We start from the raw sequence: 23,224 nt of genomic DNA on the forward strand, positions 1-23,224 counted from the left end.
TGCTGCTTTCGCTTACTCCTCTTCCTTGCTATTTAAATGGGCCAATATATCTTCCGCAGTATTACGGGGAACACCGAGTTTAGTAAGATCTGCCAACTTCGCCTTTTTTATCTCTGTAACAGACTTGAAGTGAGTGAGCAGCAGTCTCCTTCTTTTTTCACCTACACCTGGTATCTTATCCAACTCGGACTGAAAAGCACTTTTCCCTCTCAATTGGCGGTGAAAGCTTATCGCAAACCTATGGACCTCGTCCTGAATCCGCTGCACCAGATAAAATTCTTGAGACTGTCTGGATAACGGAACTACTTCAGGAGGAAAACCGTAGAGAAGTTCACTTGTTTTATGCTTATCATCCTTCGCTAACCCACACAATGGAATATCCAGCCCCAGTTCGTTTTCCAACACATCAAGGGCGGCCCCCATCTGTCCTTTGCCCCCATCCACCATAATAAGATCGGGTAAGGGGAGATTCTCTTTTAGCACCCTGGTGTAACGCCTTCGGACTACTTCCCGCATGGTTTCGTAATCATCCGGACCTTCTACATGCTTAATCTTATACTTCCGATATTCCTTTTTACTCGGCTTGCCATCTTCAAATACAACCATTGCTGACACCGGGTCCGTTCCCTGGATATTGGAGTTGTCAAATGCTTCAATCCTATGAGGCATTTCGATATTGAGCAATTCTCCCAACCGCTCCACCGCCAAAATTGTTCTCTCCTCATCCCTTTCAATAAGGGAAAACTTCTCCTCCAAGGCAATCTTCGCATTCTTCCCGGCAAGTTCAACCAGCTCTTTTTTTCGGCCACGGTACGGGGTGTGGACATTGACTTCCAGCAAACCTTTTAGCATTTCTACATCCGATCCGATTGGCAAAAGTATTTCCTTCGGTTTTGGATGGTGCTGGTGAAGATAGAAACGGCCAATAAAACTTATAAAGGTTTCTTGAGGTTCATCAAAAAATGGAAACACAGATACATCTCGTTCTATTAATTTTCCTTGTCTGACAAAGAAGGTCTGTATGCACATCCATCCTTTATCATAACTGTAATTGAATATGTCCCTATCCATTCGATCATTAATAGTCATTTTCTGTTTTTCCATGACAGCCTCAATATGCTGGATTTGGTCACGTAATTCCATGGCCCTTTCGAAATTCAACTGTTCACTGGCTTCCTGCATTTTACTGCTCAAGTCCTGCTTAATTTCTTTATATCCTCCCTGAAGAAAGGATGTTATATTCTGCACAATAAGGCGATAATCCTCCCGCCCAGGGGGGGTCTCACTGCAAGCCAGGCACTGGCCCATGTGATAATAAAGGCATGGGCGACCAGGTGGATTTTTACACTTCCTTAATGGATACAGCCGATCCAGCAGCTTTTTCGTCTCCCTAGCTGCAATCACATTTGGATAGGGTCCGAAATACCTTCCCTTATCCTTCTTTACTTTCCGGGTAATAAGCAGTCGGGGATGCCGTTCCGCGGTTATTTTTATATACGGATACGATTTATCATCCTTAAGCATGACATTATATTTAGGGTCGTATTTTTTTATCAGATTCATCTCCAGAATCAAAGCTTCCATTTCTGAAGAAGTGACCACATATTCGAAGTTTTCAATTTCTTGGACAAGCCGTTGTGTTTTGCGGTCATTTGCTCCTGTGAAGTATGAACGAACCCTGTTTCGCAGCAGCTTGGATTTCCCCACATAGATTACCGTCCCATGTTTATCTTTCATTAAATAGCAGCCCGGTTCAGCTGGAAGGACCGCCAGTTTTTCTTTGATTGTCTGATTCATTGCATCCTTCATTCCTTAAAATTAAAAAGTTTCCCATGAAAGTTAATCCCTTGTTACAACTGTAACAAGGGATTAACGATGGGTTCCTTATTCAATTATACTATCTTTAAGCATGTTTGTTAATCAAATCAACGAGTGCTTCTTTTGGCTGAAAGCCGATTACCTGGTCAACTACTTCTCCGTCTTTGAACAATAGAAGTGTCGGGATGCTCATTACACCATATTTTCCAGCTGTTTCTTGATTTTCATCGACATCCAGCTTAACGATCTGGACCTTATCATCCATTTCACCATCGATTTCTTCCAAAACAGGTGCAATCATTTTACAAGGTCCGCACCATGGTGCCCAAAAATCTGCGAGAACTAAACCCTCTGCAGTTTCTTTTGAGAAATTTTGATCCGTTACATTTACAATAGCCATATATTTTCCTCCTTAAATTTTAATCAATTCTTTGGTTGAGTATACCACCGTTAGTATTTACTTGCGAATACTTTGCTTATACCTGAGACAAATAGGCATCAACACAAATGCAGTGGTATAGATAATCTTCCCTGTAAGTTGAATGTAGAAACTAAGCCAACCGGGATATACATGGAGGAATGTGTATGGATACCGGAGTCTGTTCAGCAGGCTTCTTTGATTATTTCATCTTCCTGATTTCTTCTGTCAACTTGGGAACTACTTCAAATAAATCGCCGACAATCCCATAATCTGCCACATTGAAAATGTTTGCTTCCGGATCTTTGTTGATTGCGACAATGACTTTGGAGTTGGACATACCGGCCAAATGCTGAATTGCACCGGAGATGCCTACAGCAATGTATAGATCTGGTGTTACCACTTTTCCGGTCTGGCCGATTTGCAAGGCATAATCACAGTACTCAGCATCACAAGCACCACGAGATGCACCAACAGCCCCGCCCAATTCTTCTGCCAACTCGTATAGAGGTTTGAAACCTTCGTCGCTTTTTACCCCGCGCCCACCTGCAATAACTACGTTCGCCTCGGAAAGATCTACTCCCTCTGTTGCTTTTCGTATTACATCTTTGATTACTGTTCGGATATCTGTGATATCCACTTCCTTGGAGATGACCTTCCCTTCACGCGATTCATCCTTCTCCAGCGGAGCTATGTTGTTCGGCCGGATGGTAACAAAGGTCAAACCATCGGTAATAACTTTTTTCTCAAAAGCCTTCCCGGAATAAATCGGTCTGGTAAATGTGATATTATCATCATCCGCTCCAATATCGACCGCATCTGAAACAAGCCCAGTCCCGAGCTTTGCTGCCAGCTTCGGAGTGAGATCCTTCCCAATGGAAGTATGACCCATAACTATGCCATCCGGTGATTCGTCCTGTATAACTGCAAGGACCGCCTGGCCATATCCCTCGGACGTATAGTTTTCCAGTTTTTCATGCGCTACAGTCACGGCACGGTCTGCCCCGTAACGGATGATCTCCTCTCCCTGTACCTGAAGATCTCCATTCCCGCAGATAATGCCGACCACCTCGGCATCCGCATCAATCTTTTTGGCGGCAGCCACCGCTTCAAATGTAACGTTTCTTAACTCCCCTTCTCTGCTTTCTCCGATAACGACAATTTTGCTCATGGCTATTCCCCTTTCTGTATGGAAGCATCACAATGCTTTTTTTTCATCTTTCAGCAGGCTTACCAGCTCTTTCACTTGATCATCGATTTCCCCTTCCAAAATCCTTCCAGCCTCTTTTTCCGGTGGAAGGGAGATATCAATGGTTTTTGTCTTTGGTTCCATTTCATCTTCATCGAGATCAAGGTCGTCAATATCCAACTCTTCAAGCGGTTTCTTTTTCGCCTTCATGATACCTGGCAATGAAGGGTAGCGTGGTTCATTTAAGCCCTGCTGACAAGTAACAAGTAATGGCAGGGATGTTTCAACCACCTCTACATCTCCTTCCACATCTTTTTCGATGGTTACTGACTCTCCGTCTATCTTCAGACCGGTAATAGTCGTGACGTAAGGAATGCCTAACGCTTCAGCAACCCTCGGTCCCACTTGGCCGCTCGCTTCATCGATAGCTACGTTGCCGGCAAGAATGAGATCCGCTTCCTTATCTTCCAAATACGCCTCAAGGATTTTAGAGGTGGTAAACTGGTCTCCATCATCCTCTTCTGTATTAATCAATACGGCTTTATCCGCACCCATAGCCAGCGCAGTACGCAGCTGTTTTTCAGAATCCTCATCACCTACCGTGATGACAGTTACTTCTCCTCCATGTTCATCCCTTTGAGTGATTGCTTCCTCTACTGCATATTCGTCATAGGGATTAATGATGAATTCTGCTCCATCCTCTTCAATTTGGCCATTGGAAACATTAATTTTCTCCTCTGTATCGAAGGTTTTCTTAAGTAATACATAGATATTCATTTTTATTCCTCCTACTATTTATCCTGGAAGTTTGGTTTTCGCTTCTCAAGGAAAGCCTGGACTCCTTCCTTTGCATCCTCCGTACCGAAAACGCTTGCAAAACTTTCCGCTTCTGCTCTTACTCCGGCATTAAATTGGTCTATATATGAATATGGAAGCAGTTTCATGATTTCGTTTATTGAAATCCTGCTCTTAGCGGCAATCGCTTCCGCCAGCTTAGCAGTTTCTCTTAATAATGCTCCTTCAGAGACAACCCTGTTCACTAATCCTATCTCCAAAGCATCTTCTGCCATAACCGGATTTCCGGTAAGAATCATTTCATAGGCCTTAGCACTGCCCACATACCTAGGCAGACGCTGAGTGCCGGCAAATCCGGGAATAATTCCGAGAGTCAACTCAGGGAGCCCAAGTTTGGCCTTCTCGGCTGCTATTCTCATATGGCAAGCCATCGCAAGCTCTAGGCCGCCCCCCAATGCTGCACCATGGATAGCTGCAATTACAGGTATTGGAAAGTTCTCAATCCTGTCAAAGAGTTTCTGACCCTTTTCAGCCAGCGACCGATAGTCGGAAGCATCTTTTAAAGCCGTAAACTCCTTGATATCCGCCCCCGCAGAAAAGAATTTCCCTTCTCCCTTTATGACGATTGCTTTTACGGTTTCCTCCTGCTCCACTTTATCCAGCTTTTCAGCTAATGAATCGATCAGCTTGGTGGATAAAGCATTGGCAGGAGGGCTTTGAATCGTTAAGTATGCAACCTGATTACTAGACTCATAGAGTATAGTTGCCAATGAAACTTCCCCTCCCTATCAAAATTTTCAAACTAATGGATCTATCTACTATGATACAGAAAGTCCTTTTGTTAATAAAGCATGAACATCCGGTGCTTGTGCCACCAAATTATACTTCTGGTCTTTCATCACCCAGTTTGTCACAACTTCATCAAGTGTGCCGAACACCATCTGACGTACAAGCCGCACATTTAAATCCCGTGGAAAGACGCCCTCCTGCATTCCTTCTTCGATTACCTGATCAATCACCTTCAGATAGGGATGCAGCACTTTATTGATCTGAAGACGCAGTTCAGCTTTCGATTGTCTCAATTCGAGCTGGGTTACAATTGCCAAATATCGATCTTCCGACAGCTGCCGAAAATGCATATCAATCAAAGCCAACAGCTTATCACTCGCGTTCCCCTTCTTCTCTATACTTTCTGTGATCCTATTAATAAATTGACCCATTTTCTCCGTAAATACGGATATCAGGACGTCTTCTTTGTTTTTGAAATAAAGATAGATGGTACCATCGGCGACACCAGCCTTTTTGGCTATTTTGGAGACTTGGGACGCGTGATAGCCATTTTCTGCTATGACCTGAACAGCCGCTTCAATAATTTGGTTGTACTTCGGTTTATTATTTTTCATCATTGAGCCCCTATCATCTTTGCAGTTAAATGAATGAACAGTCATTCATATACCAATGATACCCTCAGCAGGCATCGCTGTCAATAACCGGCTTGTCCGCTTCCCTGGTATGCTTGGCTGACGCCAAGCATTTCAGACTCAACTCATAGGATACCTTCTATTTTAGAGTTGTTTATCTTTCCTTTCTTCCTCCACCAGTTGCCTTCTGAGTATCTTCCCCACTGCTGTTTTAGGCAATTCCTTACGAAACTCGAATAACTTGGGAACTTTAAAGGCTGCTAGTCGTTCCCTGCAAAACTGATTCAGGTCTTCCTCATTAAGCGAATATCCATATTTCGGGACAATGTAAGCTTTTACCGTTTCTCCGCGATATGGGTCGGGAACCCCTGCCACTACAGCCTCCTGCACTCCTTCGTGCTCATATAGAACCTCTTCGACTTCCCGAGGATAGACGTTATAGCCGCTGGCAATAATCATATCTTTCTTACGGTCCACCACATAAAAGAATCCTTCGTCATCCATATAACCAAGATCCCCTGTATGGAACCAGCCATCTTTCAGCACACTTTCCGTTTCTTCCGGCCTGTTCCAGTACCCTTTCATTACTTGCGGTCCCTTTACGACAATCTCTCCCACCTCTCCCGGAGAGGCTTCTTCGCCTGTATCCATACTGATGATTTTAGCATCGGTATCAGGCCAGGGAACTCCAATACTTCCATTTACCCGACGATGCCACACAAAATTGGAATGGGTGACCGGAGAAGTTTCCGTTAAACCGTAACCTTCGACAAGCCGGCCGCCTGTCACTTCCTCAAACTTTTCCTGGATTTCACCCGGCAGAGGAGCCGAACCGCTAATACACGCTTCAATGGAGGATAAATCATACTTTCTCAAGTCCGGATGGTTTAAAAGACCAATATACATTGTAGGAGCACCTGGAAATAAAGTGGGCTTTTGTTTATGAATAGTCTGCAAGACCTTCGCGGGATCAAAATTAGGGAGTAAAACCATTTGTGACCCCTGCATGATAGACATATTCATTACGGTAGTCATTCCATACACGTGGAAGAATGGAAGCACTCCGAGAATAATATCATTTTCTTTTTTTGTGTTATACATCCACGCCTGGCACATTTGTACATTAACAACCAGGTTATAATGAGTTAGCATTACACCTTTTGGGTAACCGGTTGTTCCACCGGTATATTGAAGGAGTGCGAGATCTTCTACCGGATCCACCTCAACCTCGGCATATTCTTCACCGGCCGTCTCCATCATTGTCTTCCATACGTGCGTTTCCTCCGTCTGTTCCACCTTGACAACCATTTTATATTGCCTCTTTTGAATAAAAGGATAGATAAGGCTTTTCGGAAAAGGCAGGAAATCCTTGATTCCTGTAACGATCGTATGTTTGAGGCTTGTTTTATCTCTAATATTCATAACCCTGGGAAGAAGTATATCCAAACAAACAATGAACATAGCTTCAGAGTCTTTCACCTGATACTCGAGCTCACGTTCTTTATATAGCGGGTTGGTCTGGACAACTACTCCGCCTGCCAGTAAAGCAGCATAGTAGCTGATTACCGCTTGTGGACAGTTGGGAAGCATAATGGCGACTTTATCTCCCTTAGACAATCCCAGACTCTGCAAATAGTTGGCCATCTTCTTCACCTGGGAATGAAGCTCCTTATAGGTCAGTTCATTCCCCATAAAGGTAAGCGCTTTCTTTTCTGGCCATCGTTCGGCGGTTTTACATAAGAAGGAATATAAAGGCTTTTTATCATAAGAGATATTGGTCGGGATTTCTTTCGGATAGTGGCTTTGCCACTTTTTTACCTTTTCCATGGATCCTCCCCCTTTTTATATACTATACTTATTATACCGATTAATTTCTATTTTTTGAATCTTAAAAGCAAAATTCTTCCGCTAAAGAAAGAGACTGCCCATGATGAGCAGTCCAGCTTATAACATATAAAAAACTCCAACCACAATAAATACTATTGCCACAGCAATGCATACTTTCGCTAATGTTTCCACCTACTACTCCCCTTATATGATACTCGCCCCAATGACAAATGAAAGACCAACCGATATGGCCATGGAAATCAGGCCTACTGCATTATTTCCTTGGCCGATTTCGTCATCGACTTTCATGGCTGGGGTAAGAAATTCAAATATCAGATACCCCAATAACAGAAGCGCAAAGCCGAAAATCCCCCAACCGATCGTTTGGAGCAACGTATCATTCTGTTCAATCGAATATCGGAAAATATTGGCGATGCCAAAAATTTTACCACCTGTCGCCATCGCCACAGCTGTATTGCCTCGTTTGATTTCAGCCCAATTACGGTAGGTAGTTGCCAGTTCAAAAACAGCAAGGAAAACCAAGGTGCACAAAATGACAATGCTATATCTCGCTGTTGCAATTACCATGATATTTTCCCAAAAACTGTTCATGAACCCACTTCCTTCCACTGGATGGCCTATTACCTGAATTCCAAAACTGTAACTCCGCTGCCGCCTTCTCCGGCACCTCCAGAACGGGAAGATGCTATACTTCTATGTTTTTTAGCGAACTCCTGTACTCCTTTTCGTAAAGCCCCGGTTCCCTTACCATGGATAATCGAGACTTGTGAGTACCCAGCAAGCAATGCATCATCCACATATTTTTCCAACTGCCTTAGGGCATCTTCATACCGCTCTCCCCTTAAATCCAGTTCCGTTTTTACATGAGGGTTGGACCCACGGACCATCGCCATCGGTTTCTCAGTACTTTGCTTTTGCTTACCGAGCGGCTGAAGATCATTTCTGTCAACCTTTACTTTCATAATTCCGACTTGAACAAGATATTCCCGCTCACTTACCTTTTCAAGTACACTGCCATTTTGATTGACGGTCAACAGTTTAATTTCATCTCCCGGTTTCAGCTCCTTATCAGAGGCTTTGCGGCTTTTTGTCTTATTCTCCTGCTTCTTTGAAAGGTTCGGCTTTGCTTCCTCTAGCATTTTCCTTGCTTCAATCCACTCATGCTCTTTCATCTGTGAGTCCGTCTTCATCGATTTAATTTCATCGACGATCAATTGAGCTTCTTCCCTAGCCTTCTCCAATGCCTTGGCAGCTTTTTCTTCCGCCTTTTTATAGAGCGCTTCTTTCTGATTGTCAAACTGCTGCCATTTTTGTTCAAGTTCTTCCCTCAGCTTCTCACTTTCCTCTAAGAGACGCTGAGCCTCCTCGTAATCCTTCTCTGCCTCATGTTGTGCTTTTTCCAGCGAAGCAATCATATTTTCCACACTGGTTGATTCTACTCCTATATGGCTTTTTGCCTGATCGATAACAGAGGAGTCCAAGCCGAGACGCTTGGATATATCGAAAGCATTGCTTCGGCCTGGAACCCCGATCAGCAGCCTATACGTCGGCTGAAGGGTCTCCACATTGAATTCGACGGAGGCATTAATTACCTTCTCCCGGTTATAGCCATATGCTTTTAGTTCGGGATAATGTGTCGTTGCAATTACTCGTGCCCCCCTGCCAATGACTTCATCCAGAATGGACATGGCCAGAGCTGCTCCTTCCTGCGGGTCAGTACCTGCACCAAGCTCATCAAAAAGCACAAGGGAACGATCATCCACTTCTTTTAGAATATCCACGATGTTCGTCATATGGGAAGAGAATGTACTTAAACTTTGCTCTATCGACTGCTCATCCCCGATGTCCGCAAACACCTGGTCAAACACAGACATTTCACATCCGTCCAAAGCAGGGACCTGAAGACCGGACTGGGCCATCAGCGTACATAGCCCTACCATCTTTAATGTCACTGTTTTACCGCCAGTATTAGGCCCTGTAATGACGATGGTAGTGTAGGACTCACCGATTGCCACATCATTGGCCACTACTTCCTCTGACGGAATAAGCGGGTGCCTCGCTTGCTCCATCCGTATGACGCCACGGTCATTCATTAATGGCTTTGCTGCTTTCATCTCCTGTGCAAGCTTTCCTCTGGCAAAAATGAAATCAATTTGGGCCAGGACCTTCACATTTTCCTCAAGATAGCCTTCCTGACCAGCAATTTGTTCTGACAGATCCCTTAATATCCTCTCGATTTCCCGACTTTCCTGTACCCTTGATTCCTGCAGCTGATTATTCAACTCCACTACTGCTGCAGGTTCCATGAATAATGTTTGGCCAGATGATGACTGATCATGGACAATTCCGCCAATGGAGCCGCGGTACTCCTGCTTGACAGGCAGTACATAGCGATCATTCCGGATAGTGATTATTGCATCGGACAGCATATTGCTGTTCTGCTTTGTATAGCTGTCAAGCCTGTCGCGCACTCTGCTCTCGTAAGTCCTTATAGATGACCGAATGCCCCGCAGCTTTTGTGATGCGCTGTCCATCACATGTCCGTGGTCGTCCAAACAGCTTTTTATTTGTCTCTCCAGTTCCCTTAAAGGGGTAATGCGTTGTGCCAGATCGACAAGAATTGGGTATTCCTCTTCCAAAGCTTCAATGAATTCTTTGGCCTGTCTGCCCCCATAAATCGTATTTGCCACATTCAAGCATTCCTCGGGGGATAGCACCCCGCCGATGATACTTCTTTTAAGGCTTTCCCGGATATCATAGATACCGCCTAATGGAATGGATTGATTTGCGCGCAGAATCCGGACCGCCTCATCCGTCTCCTCCTGTAAGAGGGAAACTTCTTCCATCTTTACCGAGGGCTTCAATTTATTGGCAAGATCCTTCCCAATTGAAGTGGCTGCTTGACGATCAAGCCGTTCAATTATTTTTTTGTATTCCAATATCCGGAGAATTCGTTCATTCATGCTTCCATACTCCTTTAATAAAAGTGCTGCCTATTATTTATTCCTTGAGAAAAATTCCTTCAGTTGTTGTGGAGACCATGTGTTCAATACAGTTTCCTTTTGAATCCAGCCTCTCCTAGCCGCGCCAACGCCATATTTCATATGCTCGAGCATATGGTAATCATGCGCATCAGTGTTGACGGCGAGCTTGATTCCAATTTCTTGGGCTTTCCGTGCCCAATCCGATGCAAGATCTAATCTATTGGGATTGGCGTTTATTTCCAATGCTGTATCAGTCTCTTCCGCTTTTTCCAAAAGCTCCTCCATATTGACCCTATAACCTTTTCTGCGGCCGATCAGCCTTCCTGTAGGGTGAGCAATCAAAGAAACATAAGGGTTTTCCATTGCATTAAACAGTCTACGCATGATTTTCTCCTCCGGCTGACTGAAGCTTGAATGGATTGCAGCGATTACGAAGTCCATTTCCCTCAGGAAATCATCTGAAAAATCAAGTGTACCGTCAGGGAGTATATCCATCTCAACTCCTGCATAAATCTCGATGTCCTGATACTTCTCATTCAACTTGGAAATTTCCTCCCTCTGTCTTCTGAGCCTATCCTCATTAAGCCCATTAGCCACTCGAAGATACTTGGAGTGATCCGTAACAGCCATAAATGCGTATCCTTTATGTCGTGCTTGGTTGACCATTTCTTCCAAGGACTGCGCTCCATCGCTCCAGGTAGTATGCATATGGAGATCGCCTTGGATGTCTGATAGTTCCAAGAGCGGGATCTTTTTTTCAAAAGCCTCCACTTCACCCGTGTTTTCCCGGACCTCCGGTGGTATATAAGTAAGGCCGAAATGACGGAAAAATTCCTTTTCTGTTGAAAACGTTAGGAGTTCTTCTGTCTCTTCTATCTCAATTCCATATTCGTTTATTTTTTCACCGCGTGACTTTGCCAGCTGCCTCATTGCCACATTATGATCCTTAGAACCGGTAAAATGGTGCAAGGTGGTTGCAAATTCTTCTCTTGTCACCAACCGGAAATCCACATTGATATCATATACATCATCAATCGTAACAGATATTTTGGTAGCACCTTTGGCAATTATTTCCTTGATGTTCTCCATTTCCAATAACTTGTCCCGTACCTTTTCCGGTTGACTCGTCGCAATGATGTAATCAATGTCCTTGATGGTTTCCCTCATTCTTCTAATACTGCCTGCTCTTGAAAAATCATCTGCCTCCTCGATACCTTTAAGATAGGCTTCAATTTTTTCCGCCACGGGCAGCATGATGGCAATCGGCAGGCGATCCGGTCGTTTGCCCGCCTCATCAATAGCAGCAAGAATCTTCTCGGCAGTTTTCTTGCCGAAACCAGCCAGACTTTCCACCTGGCCGGACATGCATGCTTCTTTCAGCGAGTCGGCATCTGTTACACCTAACTCCTGATATAGCTTCGCCAGCTTCTTTCCACCCAGTCCAGGCAGGTCAAGAAGAGGTACCAGTCCAGGCGGTATTTCTTCCTGCAATGCTTCCAATGTTTCGGAACGCCCGGTATTGACATACTCTTCAATCACCGCTGCCGTCCCCTTTCCGATGCCTTTGATTTTCGTAAAATCGTCCATATCAGACAATGACCTATCATCCTGTTCCAGTGCCTGGGCCGCTTTTCTATATGCAGATATTTTAAAAGGATTTTCTCCTTTCAATTCCAGATAAATTGCTACTTTTTCCAGCAGCTTTATAACATCCTTCTTATTGACTGTCATTCTTTCAATCACCCGCTTTTCTATTAATAAAAGAGACTGATCCGGCCAGCTCATACCTATTGTATATGACATACAAAACGTATTCCCCGAATTGCCCGATCAGTCTTGCCTAGGTTCCAATATACCGGCAACATGCGCAAACCAAAGTTCCGTAATTTTTTCCGAAAAATATGGCGTATGTTCTAGAATAAACAAAGCGATGGCCGATCCGTTTATCCATGATTGAATTTCTGCCACTGGTGTAAGTGCCAGAATATAAAGAACTATAAAAAGAAGCAGGTAAATTTCCACAAATCCAAGCACCGAGCCAAGCAGTTTATTCACCGACCTGAGAATAGGGATGGATGCAACAAAATCAAGCATGGATGCAATAATCTGCAGAATCATCTTAACTGCGAAGAAGATTATCGCAAATGCCACGGCATTATAAAAGCCGCTTTCCAATGGGAGCTCCTGAAGAAACTCAGCCCACGCATGCTCATCACCCAGGTCAGGGTACGGTACCCATAATGCTAACCGGGTTCCAAATTCATCGTAATACATGACTGCTACAATAAAAGCTATAATGAATCCAACTAAGTGAAACAACTGCAGGATGAAACCCCTTTTTAATCCCATTAAAAAGCCGAATACAAGTAATAAAATTAATATGAAGTCAAACATAATATCTATTTCCTCTTTCTTTGGTGGTCCTCCTGGTTCCTGATTGAGCCCAGAAGCTTTGCATAATCCTCTTTCAGTTTCAAATAATCATTCATGGTATTGACAGCAGTGAGGACAGCGAGTTTGGTTGTGTCAAGGTGATGGTTCGACTGATGGATCTCATCCATCTTCTGATCAACCAGACTAGCAACTAGGCGTACATGGCTTGCCGGCTCCTCACCTACGATTGTATACTTTTTATTATGTATTTCTACCGTAATTCGTTCTCTTTCTTTCCGGGCCACGATGTTACCCTCCTGCCTGAGAAAAATTATTCACTTTATCTTAACATGAAGTGATAGAATTAGGAAATAAAACTGAATTAACGGTTTCCATTCGGGATCGATAATAAAACTAGGACGGAGGACTACCAATGCCACAAAATGTACAGAAACTGCCATTGGACACAATAAAAGAAATGAAGGTCCATTATGCGGACAGTCTACAATCTTCTCCACAGGGAGCACTGTTCCGTGCAAAGACACCTAACGCAGTGATAACGGCCTATAAATCAGGAAAGGTTCTTTATCAAGGAAAATCGCCGGATACGGAAATGAAAAAATGGGCAGGCAAGTCAATAGAAAAGCCGGTTTCCGCTGCAAAAAAGAGTTCTGACGGCCAATCACCCTTCTCTCCCCCTGTCAGCTTGTTTTCAAGCAATCATATCGGCACAGATGAGGCGGGCACCGGCGACTATTTTGGACCGATTACGGTGGCAGCAGTATATGTGGAAGACCATCAGATTGAGGAACTGAAACAGTTGGGCATCAGGGACTCTAAAGATCTTACAGATCCAATAATCCGTAGACTATCCAAAAAAGTAATCGCTATGGGCCTGCCCTACTCGCTATTGGTCCTTCATAACAATAAATATAACAGGCTGCAGAACAAAGGATGGTCCCAGGGCAAAATGAAGGCGATGCTCCATCAGCACACCATTAACAACCTCACAAAAAAAATCGGTCAGAAACCGCTGGACGGTATACTGATCGACCAATTCTGTGAGCCAGGCATTTTTAAGAGACACATATCATCCGAAGGAGAAAGATTGCATAATCAGACCTACTTCATGACAAAGGCGGAGAGTTACTCCATCGCTGTTGCGGCAGCCTCCATCATTGCACGGACCAGTTTCCTGAATGAAATGGATAAGCTTTCCGATAAACTGGGTACTGTCCTCCCAAAAGGGGCATCCAAAAAAGTGGACCAGACCATTGCAAAAATTATCCGGGAAAAAGGATCCGAGGCGTTGAATTCCTGTGCAAAGACTCATTTTGCCAACACACGTAAAGCGAATAATTACTTATAGTATAAAAGAAAGGTATGGCTCACTAAACTGCCCTTTATCCTAGGGTGCATTTTAGCCAAGCCATACCTTTTTTATTTATGAACGCACATATGCACCAAACTGATTGTTTACTGCTTCGACAATAGCCTGGTATGATTCTTCTACTTCCTCATCCTTCAGTGTCTTCTCTGGATGCTGGTACAGAAGACTGTATGCAATCGATTTTTTACCTTCTGGGACATTGTCTCCTTGATAAACGTCAAAAATCTGGACTTGCGTAACCAATGGATCCCCTGTTTCTACGATGGTTTTTCTTACGTCCCCGGCAAGCACATCCTCATCCAAGATAAATGCAATATCCCGGGAAACCGAAGGGTATTTTGGAATCGGCTGATAAGAGGACTGATTTTCACGGGAAGCGAACACTTCTTCCATATTAATCTCAAATACATATGTTTCCTTCAGATCCATCTCTTTCTGCAGCGCTGGGTGAACCTGTCCCAGGAAGCCAATGGCCTTATTGCCAATCATTACTGATGCTGTCCTGCCCGGGTGCATTTCCGGAAGCTTGGACTGCTTGAACTCGATAGGCACTTGCAGATGATCAAATAACCCTTCCAATATGCCTTTAATTACAAAGAAATCCACTTCTTTTTTCTCTTGTTGCCATGGATGTTCCAGCCAATTACCTGTTATAGCTCCAGCCAATCGAGCTTGCTCATACGGCTGTTGAGTCAGCTGCTCTTCCTGACTGAGAAAGACCTTGCCAAACTCGTAATAGGCCAGATCCGATTGATTTCTTGCCAGATTATAGGCCACTGTCCCAAGTAATTCTGGTAACAGACTTAATCGAAGATATCTATGGTCCTCGCTCATTGGCATAGCCAATTGTACAGGAACTGGATTTTGCTCTGCTACGTCAGGGCTTAAGAGCCTTTTGATATTTGAACTGCTAGTTAATGAATAGGTAACTGTTTCGGAGAGTCCGGCGCCCTCCAGATATTTCTTCATCTGCCTTATCAAATATTGTCTTTCTGTCAGGGAACCAGCACTTGATTCTCCAGCCGGCAGCGTATATGGCAAGTTATCATACCCATAGATGCGGGCGACTTCCTCTAGCATATCTTCAAAGATGGTAATATCCTGTCGGCGTGTAGGAATACGGACAGTAAATGAATCGCCATCTAAGTCGAATTCAAACTTGAGCTTATTCAAAATCTGACCGATTTCGTCTGTTGAAATGGCAGTGCCCAGACGATGATTAATATCTTCTGTAGCCATGGAAACCACTTTTTCGTCCCGGTTCAAATGGTCGACTTCAACAGCTTCAGCGAGCACATTTCCTCCAGCATACTGCTGAAGAAGCTGACAAGCTCTCCTTCCCGCCTCTTTTACCCGGCTAGGATCAATTCCTTTTTCAAATCGGGTGCTTGATTCACTTCTCAACCCGGTCTCTTTCACCGTATTTCGGACTGAGGAAGGATTGAAATAAGCTGCTTCAAGCAACACGGTGGTAGTCTGGTCTGTCACTTCCGTACTTGCACCGCCCATAACACCTGCCAAGGCAATCGGATCGCTGCCATCGGTGATAACTAGATTCTTCTCCGACAACGTTCTTTCCTCATCATCCAACGTAACAAGCTTCTCTCCTGCTTCTGCGCAGCGGACCTTCACTTTTCCTGTGCCGAGTTTATCATAATCAAAAGCATGTAACGGCTGACCATACTCCAATAAAACATAATTCGTGATGTCTACTACATTATTGATCGGGCGAATCCCCGCTGCCATCAGATAATTGCTCATCCATAATGGAGACGGACCGACTTCAATGTCCTTTATTAGGAAGGCTCCGTAATATGGATTCAATTCCGTATCCTCTACTTCTACGGAAACATAATCATTTACGTCTTCTTTTGTTTCTTCCACATGGATTTCAGGGAGCCTAACATCTTTATCGAGAATTGCCGCAACTTCATAGGCAACCCCAATCATATTCAGGGCATCTGCACGGTTTGGAGTCAGATCGAATTCCAGAACCGCATCATTTAGGTTCAATAGATCTTCTACGCTTTCCCCCACAGTTACATCCTCAGGAAAAACGAAGATTCCATCAGCCGAATCCTTCGGCACATATTTTTCTTCAATCCCGAGCTCTGACAGTGAACAGATCATCCCGTTAGACTCCACACCACGGAGCTTGACCTTTTTTATTTTAAAATTGCCTGGTAATACTGCTCCCGGCTTGGCTACTGCCACCTTCTGCCCCTGGGCAATATTTGGTGCGCCACATATAATCTGCAGCTTCTCTGAGTCACCTGTATCCACCTGGCAAAGGCTGAGTTTATCTGCATTCGGGTGTTGCTCGCAGGACTCTACATAACCAACAACAACATCCGTACTTTTTTCCGCTATGTACTCGATCCCGTCCACTTCGATTCCCGACTTCGTTATTTTTTCTGCTATTTCTTCTGTGCTGATTTCCCCTAGATCCACATATTTTTTCAACCAATTTATTGATACTAACAATGCCGTTACCTCCCTACGCTTTATGGTACTGCTTCAAGAAACGCTTATCATTCAAATAGAACTGCCGGATATCATTGATACCGTATTTGAGCATGGCAATACGTTCAGGTCCCATGCCGAATGCAAAGCCGCTGTATTTTTCAGGGTCATAACCAGCCATCTCCAGCACATTTGGATGGACCATGCCGCCCCCTAAAATTTCAATCCACCCTGTTTGCTTACATACCGAACAACCTTCTCCATTACAGACCTTACAGGAAATGTCCATTTCAACAGAGGGTTCCGTGAAAGGGAAGAAGCTTGGTCTTAATCTGATCTCCCTGTCAGCGCCGAACATCTTCTTGGCAAATTTGTCTAAAATTCCTTTCAGATCACTCATACGGACGTCTGTATCTACATACAAGCCCTCAATTTGCGTGAATTGATGAGAATGGGTGGCATCATCCGTATCACGGCGGTAAACTTTCCCGGGACAGATCATTTTGACCGGTTTATTCTGTTCGTTCGCCTTCATGGTTCGCGCCTGGACCGGTGATGTATGGGTGCGCATCAGCAATTCATTCGTAATATAAAAGGTATCCTGCATATCCCTGGCCGGGTGGTTTTTCGGCAGGTTTAACGCTTCGAAATTGAAATAATCCGTTTCAACTTCAGGTCCTTCCCTTACTTCAAATCCCATGCCAATAAATAGATCTTCAATTTCTTCTACAATGCTCGTCAGAAGATGCGCCCCGCCATCAGGAACTGGCCGGCCCGGCAATGAAATATCAATGGCCTCCGCTTCCAGCTGTTCTTCCATTTCTTCCTTTTCGAGTTTTTCATCCTTCTCATCCAGTGCAGCAGTAATTGTCTCCCGAACACGGTTGGCAATTTCCCCAACCACCGGACGCTCTTCCTTAGATAGTTTCCCCATGCCTCTCAGTACACTGGTCAATGAACCTTTCTTGCCAAGATATGCTACTTTTATATCCTGCAGTTGCTTTCTTTCATCCGCCTCCGCAATCTTGTCCAGCGCCTCTGCCTGGATGGATTCCAATTGTTCCTTCATAATAAATAAAAAGCCTCCTTTAATCTTTCTTGAAATGCAAAAAGCCCCATCCCTGAAAAAGGGACGAGGCTGTCGATTCGCGGTACCACCCTTGTTGGCACATAGAACGTGCCCAACTCTTCTTTGATAACGGATTAACTATCCGGACAACCTTTACTTGCTGTTGCAAGGTCCAAGTGTCTGCTCCAGAGTGAAAGGATCCACATTCAATACGATGGAAATGCTCTCAGTCCCGGGCATTTCCTCCCTTTATCGCTGCTGAACTGCGACCCAGCTCTTTCAACGCCTATATATACTAAAGTTATTATAATGAAATTGCGGCCTTCATGCAACATTAACTTCTCAAATGATACATTAATATGCCGGCAGCTACACTGACATTAAGGGATTCTGCCTGCCCATAGATAGGAATATGAACGGTCTGGTCTGCCAGCTGAAGCAGCTCGTCACCTACTCCTGCCCCTTCGTTCCCCAAAATAATCGCTGTTTTCTTTCGAACCTGCACCTCTTTGAAATCCACAGCATTCTCCAACCCAGTGGCAAGTACTTGAAAACCTTCCCCCTGGAGATGAGGCAGGAGTTCACGAAGGTCTGCATGTACTACAGGCACATGAAATACTGATCCCTGTGTCGACCGGAGAACCTTATCATTAAATAAATCGACAGTCCCCTTCCCAAGCACTATTGTATCCACTCCCGCCGCATCGGCAGTACGGATAATAGTGCCAAGGTTCCCCGGGTCCTGAATCGAATCAATGAGCAAAAGAAAATTTCCTTGCCATTGATCACCTGGCATCATCTGTACCACTGCTGCTATCCCCTGGGGTGATTCCGTTTGAGATAGGTACTGAAAAACATCTGTACTGACGGATTCCACCGTAAATTCCCGCACCCAATCCGGCACCTCTGTTCCGTCGGCGACAATGACCTCTTTAACCGGCCACCGGCTTTTCCATGCCTCTTCCACCAGATGATGTCCTTCCACCAGGAAAGTCTCCGAACTTGTCCGCCCTTTTCTTCTATGAAGCTTTCGCCATTCTTTCACTTTTTCGTTTTTTGTTGAAGTAATCATATTTTTTCCTTCCTATCCATTCAATCTCCTATCATCATACATATATCTGTAATAAAAGGTCAAACTATCTATAGGTCCTGCATAAGGTTTTGATACTGTCTGCAGTCGGCGGAGCAGGATGATTTATATAAAGGTGGTGGAACATATGGATCTAAATCTGCGTAAAGCTATTTTGTCCAATATATCGACCAATAATCAGGAACAACTGGAAGCAACCATTAAAGATGCTGTCAATGGTGAAGAAAAAATGCTCCCAGGTCTTGGCGTTCTGTTTGAACTGATTTGGAATCATTCCGATCAGCAAGAACAGCAGGAAATGGTCGATGCCCTGGAAGAGGGAGTTAAACAAGCTTCAGGCGGAAATCAATAAATTTAGCAAGAGGCGGATGCAATAAGCATCTGTCTTTTTTATGCCCGCGAATTTTCCCCTAATTTATAGGCGAGAACTAATCGGGTTGTGTTTAAAAATATATTGCTTATTTCCTTTTCCCCCCGTAAAATAAAGATATATTCTACAAGGAGACGATCATTTGGATGCAAATTAGAGACTTGCAAATGTTTACGCCGGCCAGCCAATCAATGAGGATGACATCAGCTAGGAGGGAAACTGCCGGAATGCCCGGAGGATTGGGTATGAATTTCCATCAGCTGCTTCAAGAAAAAATAAACCGGGCTATTCTGATGACCCTTACCCAGCAGGATACAATTCCAGGCGGCACAGCTTACCATACAGCTCCCCCTGAGAGCCTGAAAAGCACAACAGTAAAGCCCGAGTCTATAGGAAATTCAACTACAAACCAAATTGATTCCTATGTCAAAGAAGCTGCCGCGAAGTATGGCATTAGTGAAAAATTGATCCACTCTGTCATCAAGACCGAATCGAATTATAATATAAAGGCAAGAAGCGGAGCAGGAGCCGAGGGCCTTATGCAGTTGATGCCAGCTACTGCCCGAGGGCTCGGAGTTGCTGATTCTTTCAACCCGAGACAGAACATAGATGGCGGTGCAAAGTATTTAAGCCAAATGCTGAACCGGTATAATGGAAACTTGAAGCTGGCGCTCGCAGCATATAATGCCGGGCCGGGCAATGTGGATAAATATCAGGGAATCCCTCCCTTTAAAGAAACAAAAAACTATGTCAGTAAAGTAATGAACACCTATTCAACATAAAAAGCTTTCTCCCCGCGTATGGGAGAAAGCTTTTTATTCCATTATGCCAGCGTAACCTTTTTCACTGTGTCTGTGTCGAGCTTTTTAATTGTTTCGACAATCAACTTTACGGCATTTTCAAAATCATCCCGATGCAAGATAGCTGCATGGGAGTGTATATAGCGGGTGGCGATTGTAATGGACAAAGACGGAACACCGTTGGCTGTCAGGTGGATTGATCCTGAATCTGTCCCGCCGCCAGACAAAGATGCATACTGGTAAGGAATATCCAGTTCATCTGCTGTCCCAGTAACAAGCTCCCTCACACCTTTGTGGGAAACCATGGATGCATCATATAAAATAATCTGCGGGCCTTCTCCGAGTTTACTGTCGGCTTCCTTATCGGAAATTCCAGGGGTATCCCCGGCAATCCCTACATCCACACCAAATCCAATATCCGGCTGAATGGCATGTGCCGCTGTCTTGGCTCCTCGAAGGCCGATCTCTTCTTGGATTGTCCCAACACCATAAACAACGTTAGGATGGTCGACATCCTTCAGCTGTTTAAGCACTTCTATAGCAATTGCACACCCAATTCGATTATCCCAAGCTTTAGCAAGCAGCATTTTTTCATTTTTCAATGGTGTGAATTCAAAATAAGGAACAACGGAATTACCTGGTTTTACACCGAACTCTTCAACTTCTTCCCGGCTTGAAGCGCCTATATCAATAAACATATCTTTTATCTGATACGGCTTTTTACGTGCTTCCGCTGAAAGAATATGTGGTGGCTTCGAACCAATTACTCCGGTGACGTCGCCTTTTTCCCCCATAATAGTGACACGCTGTGCCAGCATCACTTGGTTCCACCAACCACCCACTGTTTGGAAGTAAATAAACCCTTTTTCATCAATACGGGTAACCATAAACCCAATTTCATCTAGATGACCGGCCACCATAATTTTCGGGCCGTCCTTGTCGCCGGACTTTTTTGCGATAAGGCTTCCCAGATTATCTGTATACACTTCATCAGCATGTGGCTCTATGTACCTTTTCATCACTTCACGAGGTTCTTTTTCATTACCGGGTATACCTTTTGCATCTGTTAAATCTTTCAGCATTGTCAGCGTTTCATCCAGTTTTGCCATCATCATTTCCTCCTTTTTTGGTTGCCCTTACATTATACATCCTTTTATGGGAGAAAAAAATATTAGTACCCTTCCTCCTGCCGGACATAATTCACTTCATTCTTTTTGATGTAGGCCTGCTGTACTTCTTCCTCCTTGAACCCTAGAACAGATCCCAGTTGCAGGTAACTAGCAAATAATTGTTCATATTCCTCCTGGGCAGGATGTTGATGAAAGGAAGTACATGCTTGGAAGACCTTGTTAAACTGTGCGGTTTCCGAACGGTCCGGATTTTTTACTTCTCTACTACTGTATTGGTACCCTTTTTCCAATCCAAGGGAAAGTATAAAATGAATACCATCTACATACTCTTCCAGAATTCGGTAGTGATTATTCCTGGGCTTCTTGCTCCAAAATTTGAAACAGCGTGTTTCATTGGCAAGCTCTCCAACTTCCACCATCAGTGCGAGACACTTTTCCTCGAAAACTTCCCTTCCACCGAGACTTTGGTTGTTCTCTATATATTTATCCAAATCTTTTTGCATTTGATAAAGACAATCCCATTCCAATTTACTTTGCCTCATTTCTTTTTTTATAATTGTATCATGAGGCTAATAAATATGTGAAACCAAGCGTTGTATAAGTTCGTATATAAAGAAGAACCAATTGACAGGGAGACCGATAAATATGCTAGTTGTACTATTTCGACTGCTGATTATTATTGCATTAGCAATGATTATCTACACAATGGTCCAATATCTTCAAAACCCTCAAAGAAAACTTCGTATTGCTCAGGAAAAAAAGAAATTTTACTTTGTGGATGATCCTGATAACAGTAAAAAGAACATTCATTTTGCCTACAAGGGATGTTTGTTTGACGGGGAAAAATACTTGGGGACTGCCGGGGAAACATTTGAGGTTGTCAATATTCATATAAGTGTAAGAGAGCCTTTACATCTTAAAGGAGTGACAAGGGACGATTTATATTTTTTGGAAAAAGAAATCCTCCTGCGTTACCCGTATGCCAAAATAGAATGGAAGCATCCGATCAGTGAGCTGCTTTTAACGGACTTGGATTAAAAATTCAATGGACCCATCTGCCCGGCGGTGGGCAGATGGGTCCATCCATGCTATTCAAGAATTATGTGCTCACTTGGAAAAATTCCTGCCATTTTATGATGATTTCCTTCCTTCTCAGTAAATACAGACATGGAAGCAAGGCTGCCAGCAAAGGAATGATATGAAGGGGCGTAAGTTCTGAAAGCCACTGTCCGATGGAAGTATAGACAAAAGCCAACGGAATATTGGATAACAAAGATAATTTCGTGTAATCTTTAAACCCGCCGGAGATTTCTATTAAACACAGAGACAATAAGTGAAAATGGATAAATGGCACCAACCGCAGCAATGTTATCTGAGGTGTGGTCAATTCTGCATGTTTACCTATCAGTTTCCGCTTTATGTGCAAAAGCTTATGAAACGTGGAAGGCATCCATTTTATAATGTGGTAGAAAAGAATACTCGATAGAGTAATGCCGATCAGCGAATAGACGGTACCTGCTACTGCACCAAACAATACCCCGCCGGAGATGCATATAAAAACAACGGGAAGAAAAAATAATGGCCGCAATAGATGAAAACTGATGAACAGCAACGGAGCCAAAAGCCCCCCATTCTCGATGAAAGCCATTACGTAGTTCCCTAAAGTTTCCATTGTCCACCTCCTTCCTACATCTACTGGTGCATCTCCTTGTACATCTATATGACATGAGACGAGCCTTTATGACAAGGAATAATAAAGATATACAGCCACCATAAAATGGAGGATAATCACTAGCGGAATGCCTATCATAAAGGATTGATGCCTAGTTTTATGCCGGTAGGTTTTCATACCGATATAGCACCCCACTGCTCCTCCCAGCAAACTGAGAAGCCAGAAAGTCCGTTCGGAGATGCGGTAAGCGCGTTTAACTGCTTTCCGTTTATCTATACCCATCAATACAAATGTCAGGACGTTCACCGTGGCCAAGTAGAGTAATATAAACGTGTCCATGCTTTCCCCCCTCCTTAAAAGCCTTTTTAACAAAAAAACGGGGCCATATCCTAGA

General features: G+C 43.9%; 23 protein-coding genes. 4 read left to right on the forward strand and 19 right to left on the reverse strand.

Annotated features, from left to right (window positions below):
* Positions 1–12: 12 nt before the first annotated feature.
* The 12 genes from uvrC to zapA form a co-directional block, all read right to left on the reverse strand.
* Positions 13–1,797, reverse strand: a complete 1,785-nt coding sequence (gene uvrC / locus ACFODW_RS09595; RefSeq protein ID WP_390305745.1) for an excinuclease ABC subunit UvrC — start codon at positions 1,795–1,797, stop codon at positions 13–15.
* A 106-nt stretch (positions 1,798–1,903) separates the two neighbouring features.
* Complete coding sequence (gene trxA / locus ACFODW_RS09600; protein WP_390305747.1) at positions 1,904–2,218, reverse strand: thioredoxin; 315 nt, start codon at positions 2,216–2,218, stop codon at positions 1,904–1,906.
* Positions 2,219–2,438: 220 nt separating this feature from the next.
* Positions 2,439–3,407, reverse strand: coding sequence for an electron transfer flavoprotein subunit alpha/FixB family protein (locus ACFODW_RS09605; RefSeq protein WP_390305749.1), 969 nt, complete (start codon positions 3,405–3,407; stop codon positions 2,439–2,441).
* 27 nt (positions 3,408–3,434) lie between these two features.
* The gene (locus tag ACFODW_RS09610) at positions 3,435–4,202 is read right to left on the reverse strand and encodes an electron transfer flavoprotein subunit beta/FixA family protein (protein ID WP_390305751.1); all 768 of its coding nucleotides are present in this window, start codon (positions 4,200–4,202) and stop codon (positions 3,435–3,437) included.
* Positions 4,203–4,216: 14 nt separating this feature from the next.
* Positions 4,217–4,990: an enoyl-CoA hydratase gene (locus ACFODW_RS09615; RefSeq protein ID WP_390305753.1), complete on the reverse strand. Its 774-nt coding sequence runs from the start codon at positions 4,988–4,990 to the stop codon at positions 4,217–4,219.
* Between the two features lie 48 nt (positions 4,991–5,038).
* Entirely contained in the window at positions 5,039–5,623 is a 585-nt protein-coding gene (locus tag ACFODW_RS09620; protein WP_390305755.1) for a TetR/AcrR family transcriptional regulator, read from the reverse strand.
* Positions 5,624–5,785: 162 nt separating this feature from the next.
* On the reverse strand, positions 5,786–7,468 hold the full coding sequence (locus ACFODW_RS09625; protein WP_390305757.1) for a long-chain-fatty-acid--CoA ligase: 1,683 nt from the start codon (positions 7,466–7,468) through the stop codon (positions 5,786–5,788).
* 204 nt (positions 7,469–7,672) lie between these two features.
* A complete protein-coding gene (locus tag ACFODW_RS09630) occupies positions 7,673–8,080 on the reverse strand; it encodes a DUF350 domain-containing protein (protein ID WP_390305759.1) in 408 nt (135 codons plus the stop codon).
* Between the two features lie 29 nt (positions 8,081–8,109).
* The gene (locus tag ACFODW_RS09635; protein ID WP_390305761.1) at positions 8,110–10,452 is read right to left on the reverse strand and encodes an endonuclease MutS2; all 2,343 of its coding nucleotides are present in this window, start codon (positions 10,450–10,452) and stop codon (positions 8,110–8,112) included.
* Positions 10,453–10,485: 33 nt separating this feature from the next.
* Positions 10,486–12,204, reverse strand: coding sequence for a DNA polymerase/3'-5' exonuclease PolX (gene polX, locus ACFODW_RS09640; protein WP_390305994.1), 1,719 nt, complete (start codon positions 12,202–12,204; stop codon positions 10,486–10,488).
* 99 nt (positions 12,205–12,303) lie between these two features.
* Positions 12,304–12,867, reverse strand: coding sequence for a CvpA family protein (locus ACFODW_RS09645; RefSeq protein ID WP_390305763.1), 564 nt, complete (start codon positions 12,865–12,867; stop codon positions 12,304–12,306).
* 5 nt (positions 12,868–12,872) lie between these two features.
* Positions 12,873–13,151, reverse strand: coding sequence for a cell division protein ZapA (gene zapA, locus ACFODW_RS09650; protein ID WP_390305765.1), 279 nt, complete (start codon positions 13,149–13,151; stop codon positions 12,873–12,875).
* 128 nt (positions 13,152–13,279) lie between these two features.
* On the opposite strand from zapA, the gene rnhC reads away from it, so the two are divergent.
* The gene (gene rnhC, locus ACFODW_RS09655) at positions 13,280–14,215 is read left to right on the forward strand and encodes a ribonuclease HIII (RefSeq protein WP_390305767.1); all 936 of its coding nucleotides are present in this window, start codon (positions 13,280–13,282) and stop codon (positions 14,213–14,215) included.
* A 75-nt stretch (positions 14,216–14,290) separates the two neighbouring features.
* Here rnhC and pheT read toward each other — a convergent pair whose 3' ends face one another.
* The 3 genes from pheT to ACFODW_RS09670 all read right to left on the reverse strand — a co-directional run bounded on the left by pheT (position 14,291) and on the right by ACFODW_RS09670 (position 18,840).
* Positions 14,291–16,720 carry a phenylalanine--tRNA ligase subunit beta gene (gene pheT, locus ACFODW_RS09660; protein WP_390305769.1) on the reverse strand — a complete coding sequence of 810 codons (2,430 nt, stop codon included), beginning with the start codon at positions 16,718–16,720 and terminating at the stop codon, positions 14,291–14,293.
* A gap of 13 nt (positions 16,721–16,733) precedes the next feature.
* Positions 16,734–17,768 (reverse strand): phenylalanine--tRNA ligase subunit alpha, encoded by a 1,035-nt coding sequence (pheS, locus tag ACFODW_RS09665; RefSeq protein ID WP_390305771.1) that lies wholly within the window; start codon positions 17,766–17,768, stop codon positions 16,734–16,736.
* Positions 17,769–18,102: 334 nt separating this feature from the next.
* The gene (locus ACFODW_RS09670; RefSeq protein WP_390305774.1) at positions 18,103–18,840 is read right to left on the reverse strand and encodes a TrmH family RNA methyltransferase; all 738 of its coding nucleotides are present in this window, start codon (positions 18,838–18,840) and stop codon (positions 18,103–18,105) included.
* A 145-nt stretch (positions 18,841–18,985) separates the two neighbouring features.
* Here ACFODW_RS09670 and sspI point away from each other — a divergent pair, with 145 nt between their 5' ends.
* Together sspI and ACFODW_RS09680 are read left to right on the forward strand one after the other, a co-directional pair.
* A complete protein-coding gene (sspI, locus tag ACFODW_RS09675; protein ID WP_390305776.1) occupies positions 18,986–19,210 on the forward strand; it encodes a small acid-soluble spore protein SspI in 225 nt (74 codons plus the stop codon).
* A 164-nt stretch (positions 19,211–19,374) separates the two neighbouring features.
* Positions 19,375–20,010, forward strand: a complete 636-nt coding sequence (locus ACFODW_RS09680; protein ID WP_390305778.1) for a lytic transglycosylase domain-containing protein — start codon at positions 19,375–19,377, stop codon at positions 20,008–20,010.
* A 41-nt stretch (positions 20,011–20,051) separates the two neighbouring features.
* On the opposite strand, the gene ACFODW_RS09685 is transcribed toward ACFODW_RS09680, so the two are convergent.
* Both ACFODW_RS09685 and ACFODW_RS09690 read right to left on the reverse strand, forming a co-directional pair.
* A complete protein-coding gene (locus tag ACFODW_RS09685; RefSeq protein ID WP_390305780.1) occupies positions 20,052–21,137 on the reverse strand; it encodes a M42 family metallopeptidase in 1,086 nt (361 codons plus the stop codon).
* Positions 21,138–21,199: 62 nt separating this feature from the next.
* A complete protein-coding gene (locus ACFODW_RS09690; RefSeq protein WP_390305782.1) occupies positions 21,200–21,685 on the reverse strand; it encodes a dUTP diphosphatase in 486 nt (161 codons plus the stop codon).
* A gap of 118 nt (positions 21,686–21,803) precedes the next feature.
* Between ACFODW_RS09690 and ACFODW_RS09695 the strand changes: the two genes are divergently transcribed.
* Positions 21,804–22,196, forward strand: coding sequence for a sigma-w pathway protein ysdB (locus tag ACFODW_RS09695; protein WP_390305784.1), 393 nt, complete (start codon positions 21,804–21,806; stop codon positions 22,194–22,196).
* Between the two features lie 61 nt (positions 22,197–22,257).
* On the opposite strand, the gene ACFODW_RS09700 is transcribed toward ACFODW_RS09695, so the two are convergent.
* Together ACFODW_RS09700 and ACFODW_RS09705 are read right to left on the reverse strand one after the other, a co-directional pair.
* The gene (locus ACFODW_RS09700) at positions 22,258–22,830 is read right to left on the reverse strand and encodes a TVP38/TMEM64 family protein (RefSeq protein ID WP_390305786.1); all 573 of its coding nucleotides are present in this window, start codon (positions 22,828–22,830) and stop codon (positions 22,258–22,260) included.
* A gap of 66 nt (positions 22,831–22,896) precedes the next feature.
* On the reverse strand, positions 22,897–23,169 hold the full coding sequence (locus ACFODW_RS09705; RefSeq protein WP_390305787.1) for a DUF1294 domain-containing protein: 273 nt from the start codon (positions 23,167–23,169) through the stop codon (positions 22,897–22,899).
* Between the last annotated feature and the right edge of the window lie 55 nt (positions 23,170–23,224).

Source organism: Virgibacillus sediminis (assembly GCF_042643265.1).
Taxonomy (GTDB): domain Bacteria; phylum Bacillota; class Bacilli; order Bacillales; family Amphibacillaceae; genus Virgibacillus_O; species Virgibacillus_O sediminis.

Bases quoted from the DNA above. Each gene is read 5' to 3' on its own strand.
- uvrC (WP_390305745.1), bottom strand. From the start codon at position 1,797: ATGAATCAGACAATCAAAGAAAAACTGGCGGTCCTTCCAGCTGAACCG.
- trxA (WP_390305747.1), bottom strand. From the start codon at position 2,218: ATGGCTATTGTAAATGTAACGGATCAAAATTTCTCAAAAGAAACTGCA.
- ACFODW_RS09605 (WP_390305749.1), bottom strand. From the start codon at position 3,407: ATGAGCAAAATTGTCGTTATCGGAGAAAGCAGAGAAGGGGAGTTAAGA.
- ACFODW_RS09610 (WP_390305751.1), bottom strand. From the start codon at position 4,202: ATGAATATCTATGTATTACTTAAGAAAACCTTCGATACAGAGGAGAAA.
- ACFODW_RS09620 (WP_390305755.1), bottom strand. From the start codon at position 5,623: ATGAAAAATAATAAACCGAAGTACAACCAAATTATTGAAGCGGCTGTT.
- ACFODW_RS09625 (WP_390305757.1), bottom strand. From the start codon at position 7,468: ATGGAAAAGGTAAAAAAGTGGCAAAGCCACTATCCGAAAGAAATCCCG.
- ACFODW_RS09630 (WP_390305759.1), bottom strand. From the start codon at position 8,080: ATGAACAGTTTTTGGGAAAATATCATGGTAATTGCAACAGCGAGATAT.
- ACFODW_RS09635 (WP_390305761.1), bottom strand. From the start codon at position 10,452: ATGAATGAACGAATTCTCCGGATATTGGAATACAAAAAAATAATTGAA.
- polX (WP_390305994.1), bottom strand. From the start codon at position 12,204: ATGACAGTCAATAAGAAGGATGTTATAAAGCTGCTGGAAAAAGTAGCA.
- ACFODW_RS09645 (WP_390305763.1), bottom strand. From the start codon at position 12,867: ATGTTTGACTTCATATTAATTTTATTACTTGTATTCGGCTTTTTAATG.
- rnhC (WP_390305767.1), top strand. From the start codon at position 13,280: ATGCCACAAAATGTACAGAAACTGCCATTGGACACAATAAAAGAAATG.
- pheS (WP_390305771.1), bottom strand. From the start codon at position 17,768: ATGAAGGAACAATTGGAATCCATCCAGGCAGAGGCGCTGGACAAGATT.
- ACFODW_RS09670 (WP_390305774.1), bottom strand. From the start codon at position 18,840: ATGATTACTTCAACAAAAAACGAAAAAGTGAAAGAATGGCGAAAGCTT.
- sspI (WP_390305776.1), top strand. From the start codon at position 18,986: ATGGATCTAAATCTGCGTAAAGCTATTTTGTCCAATATATCGACCAAT.
- ACFODW_RS09680 (WP_390305778.1), top strand. From the start codon at position 19,375: ATGCAAATTAGAGACTTGCAAATGTTTACGCCGGCCAGCCAATCAATG.
- ACFODW_RS09685 (WP_390305780.1), bottom strand. From the start codon at position 21,137: ATGGCAAAACTGGATGAAACGCTGACAATGCTGAAAGATTTAACAGAT.
- ACFODW_RS09695 (WP_390305784.1), top strand. From the start codon at position 21,804: ATGCTAGTTGTACTATTTCGACTGCTGATTATTATTGCATTAGCAATG.
- ACFODW_RS09700 (WP_390305786.1), bottom strand. From the start codon at position 22,830: ATGGAAACTTTAGGGAACTACGTAATGGCTTTCATCGAGAATGGGGGG.
- ACFODW_RS09705 (WP_390305787.1), bottom strand. From the start codon at position 23,169: ATGGACACGTTTATATTACTCTACTTGGCCACGGTGAACGTCCTGACA.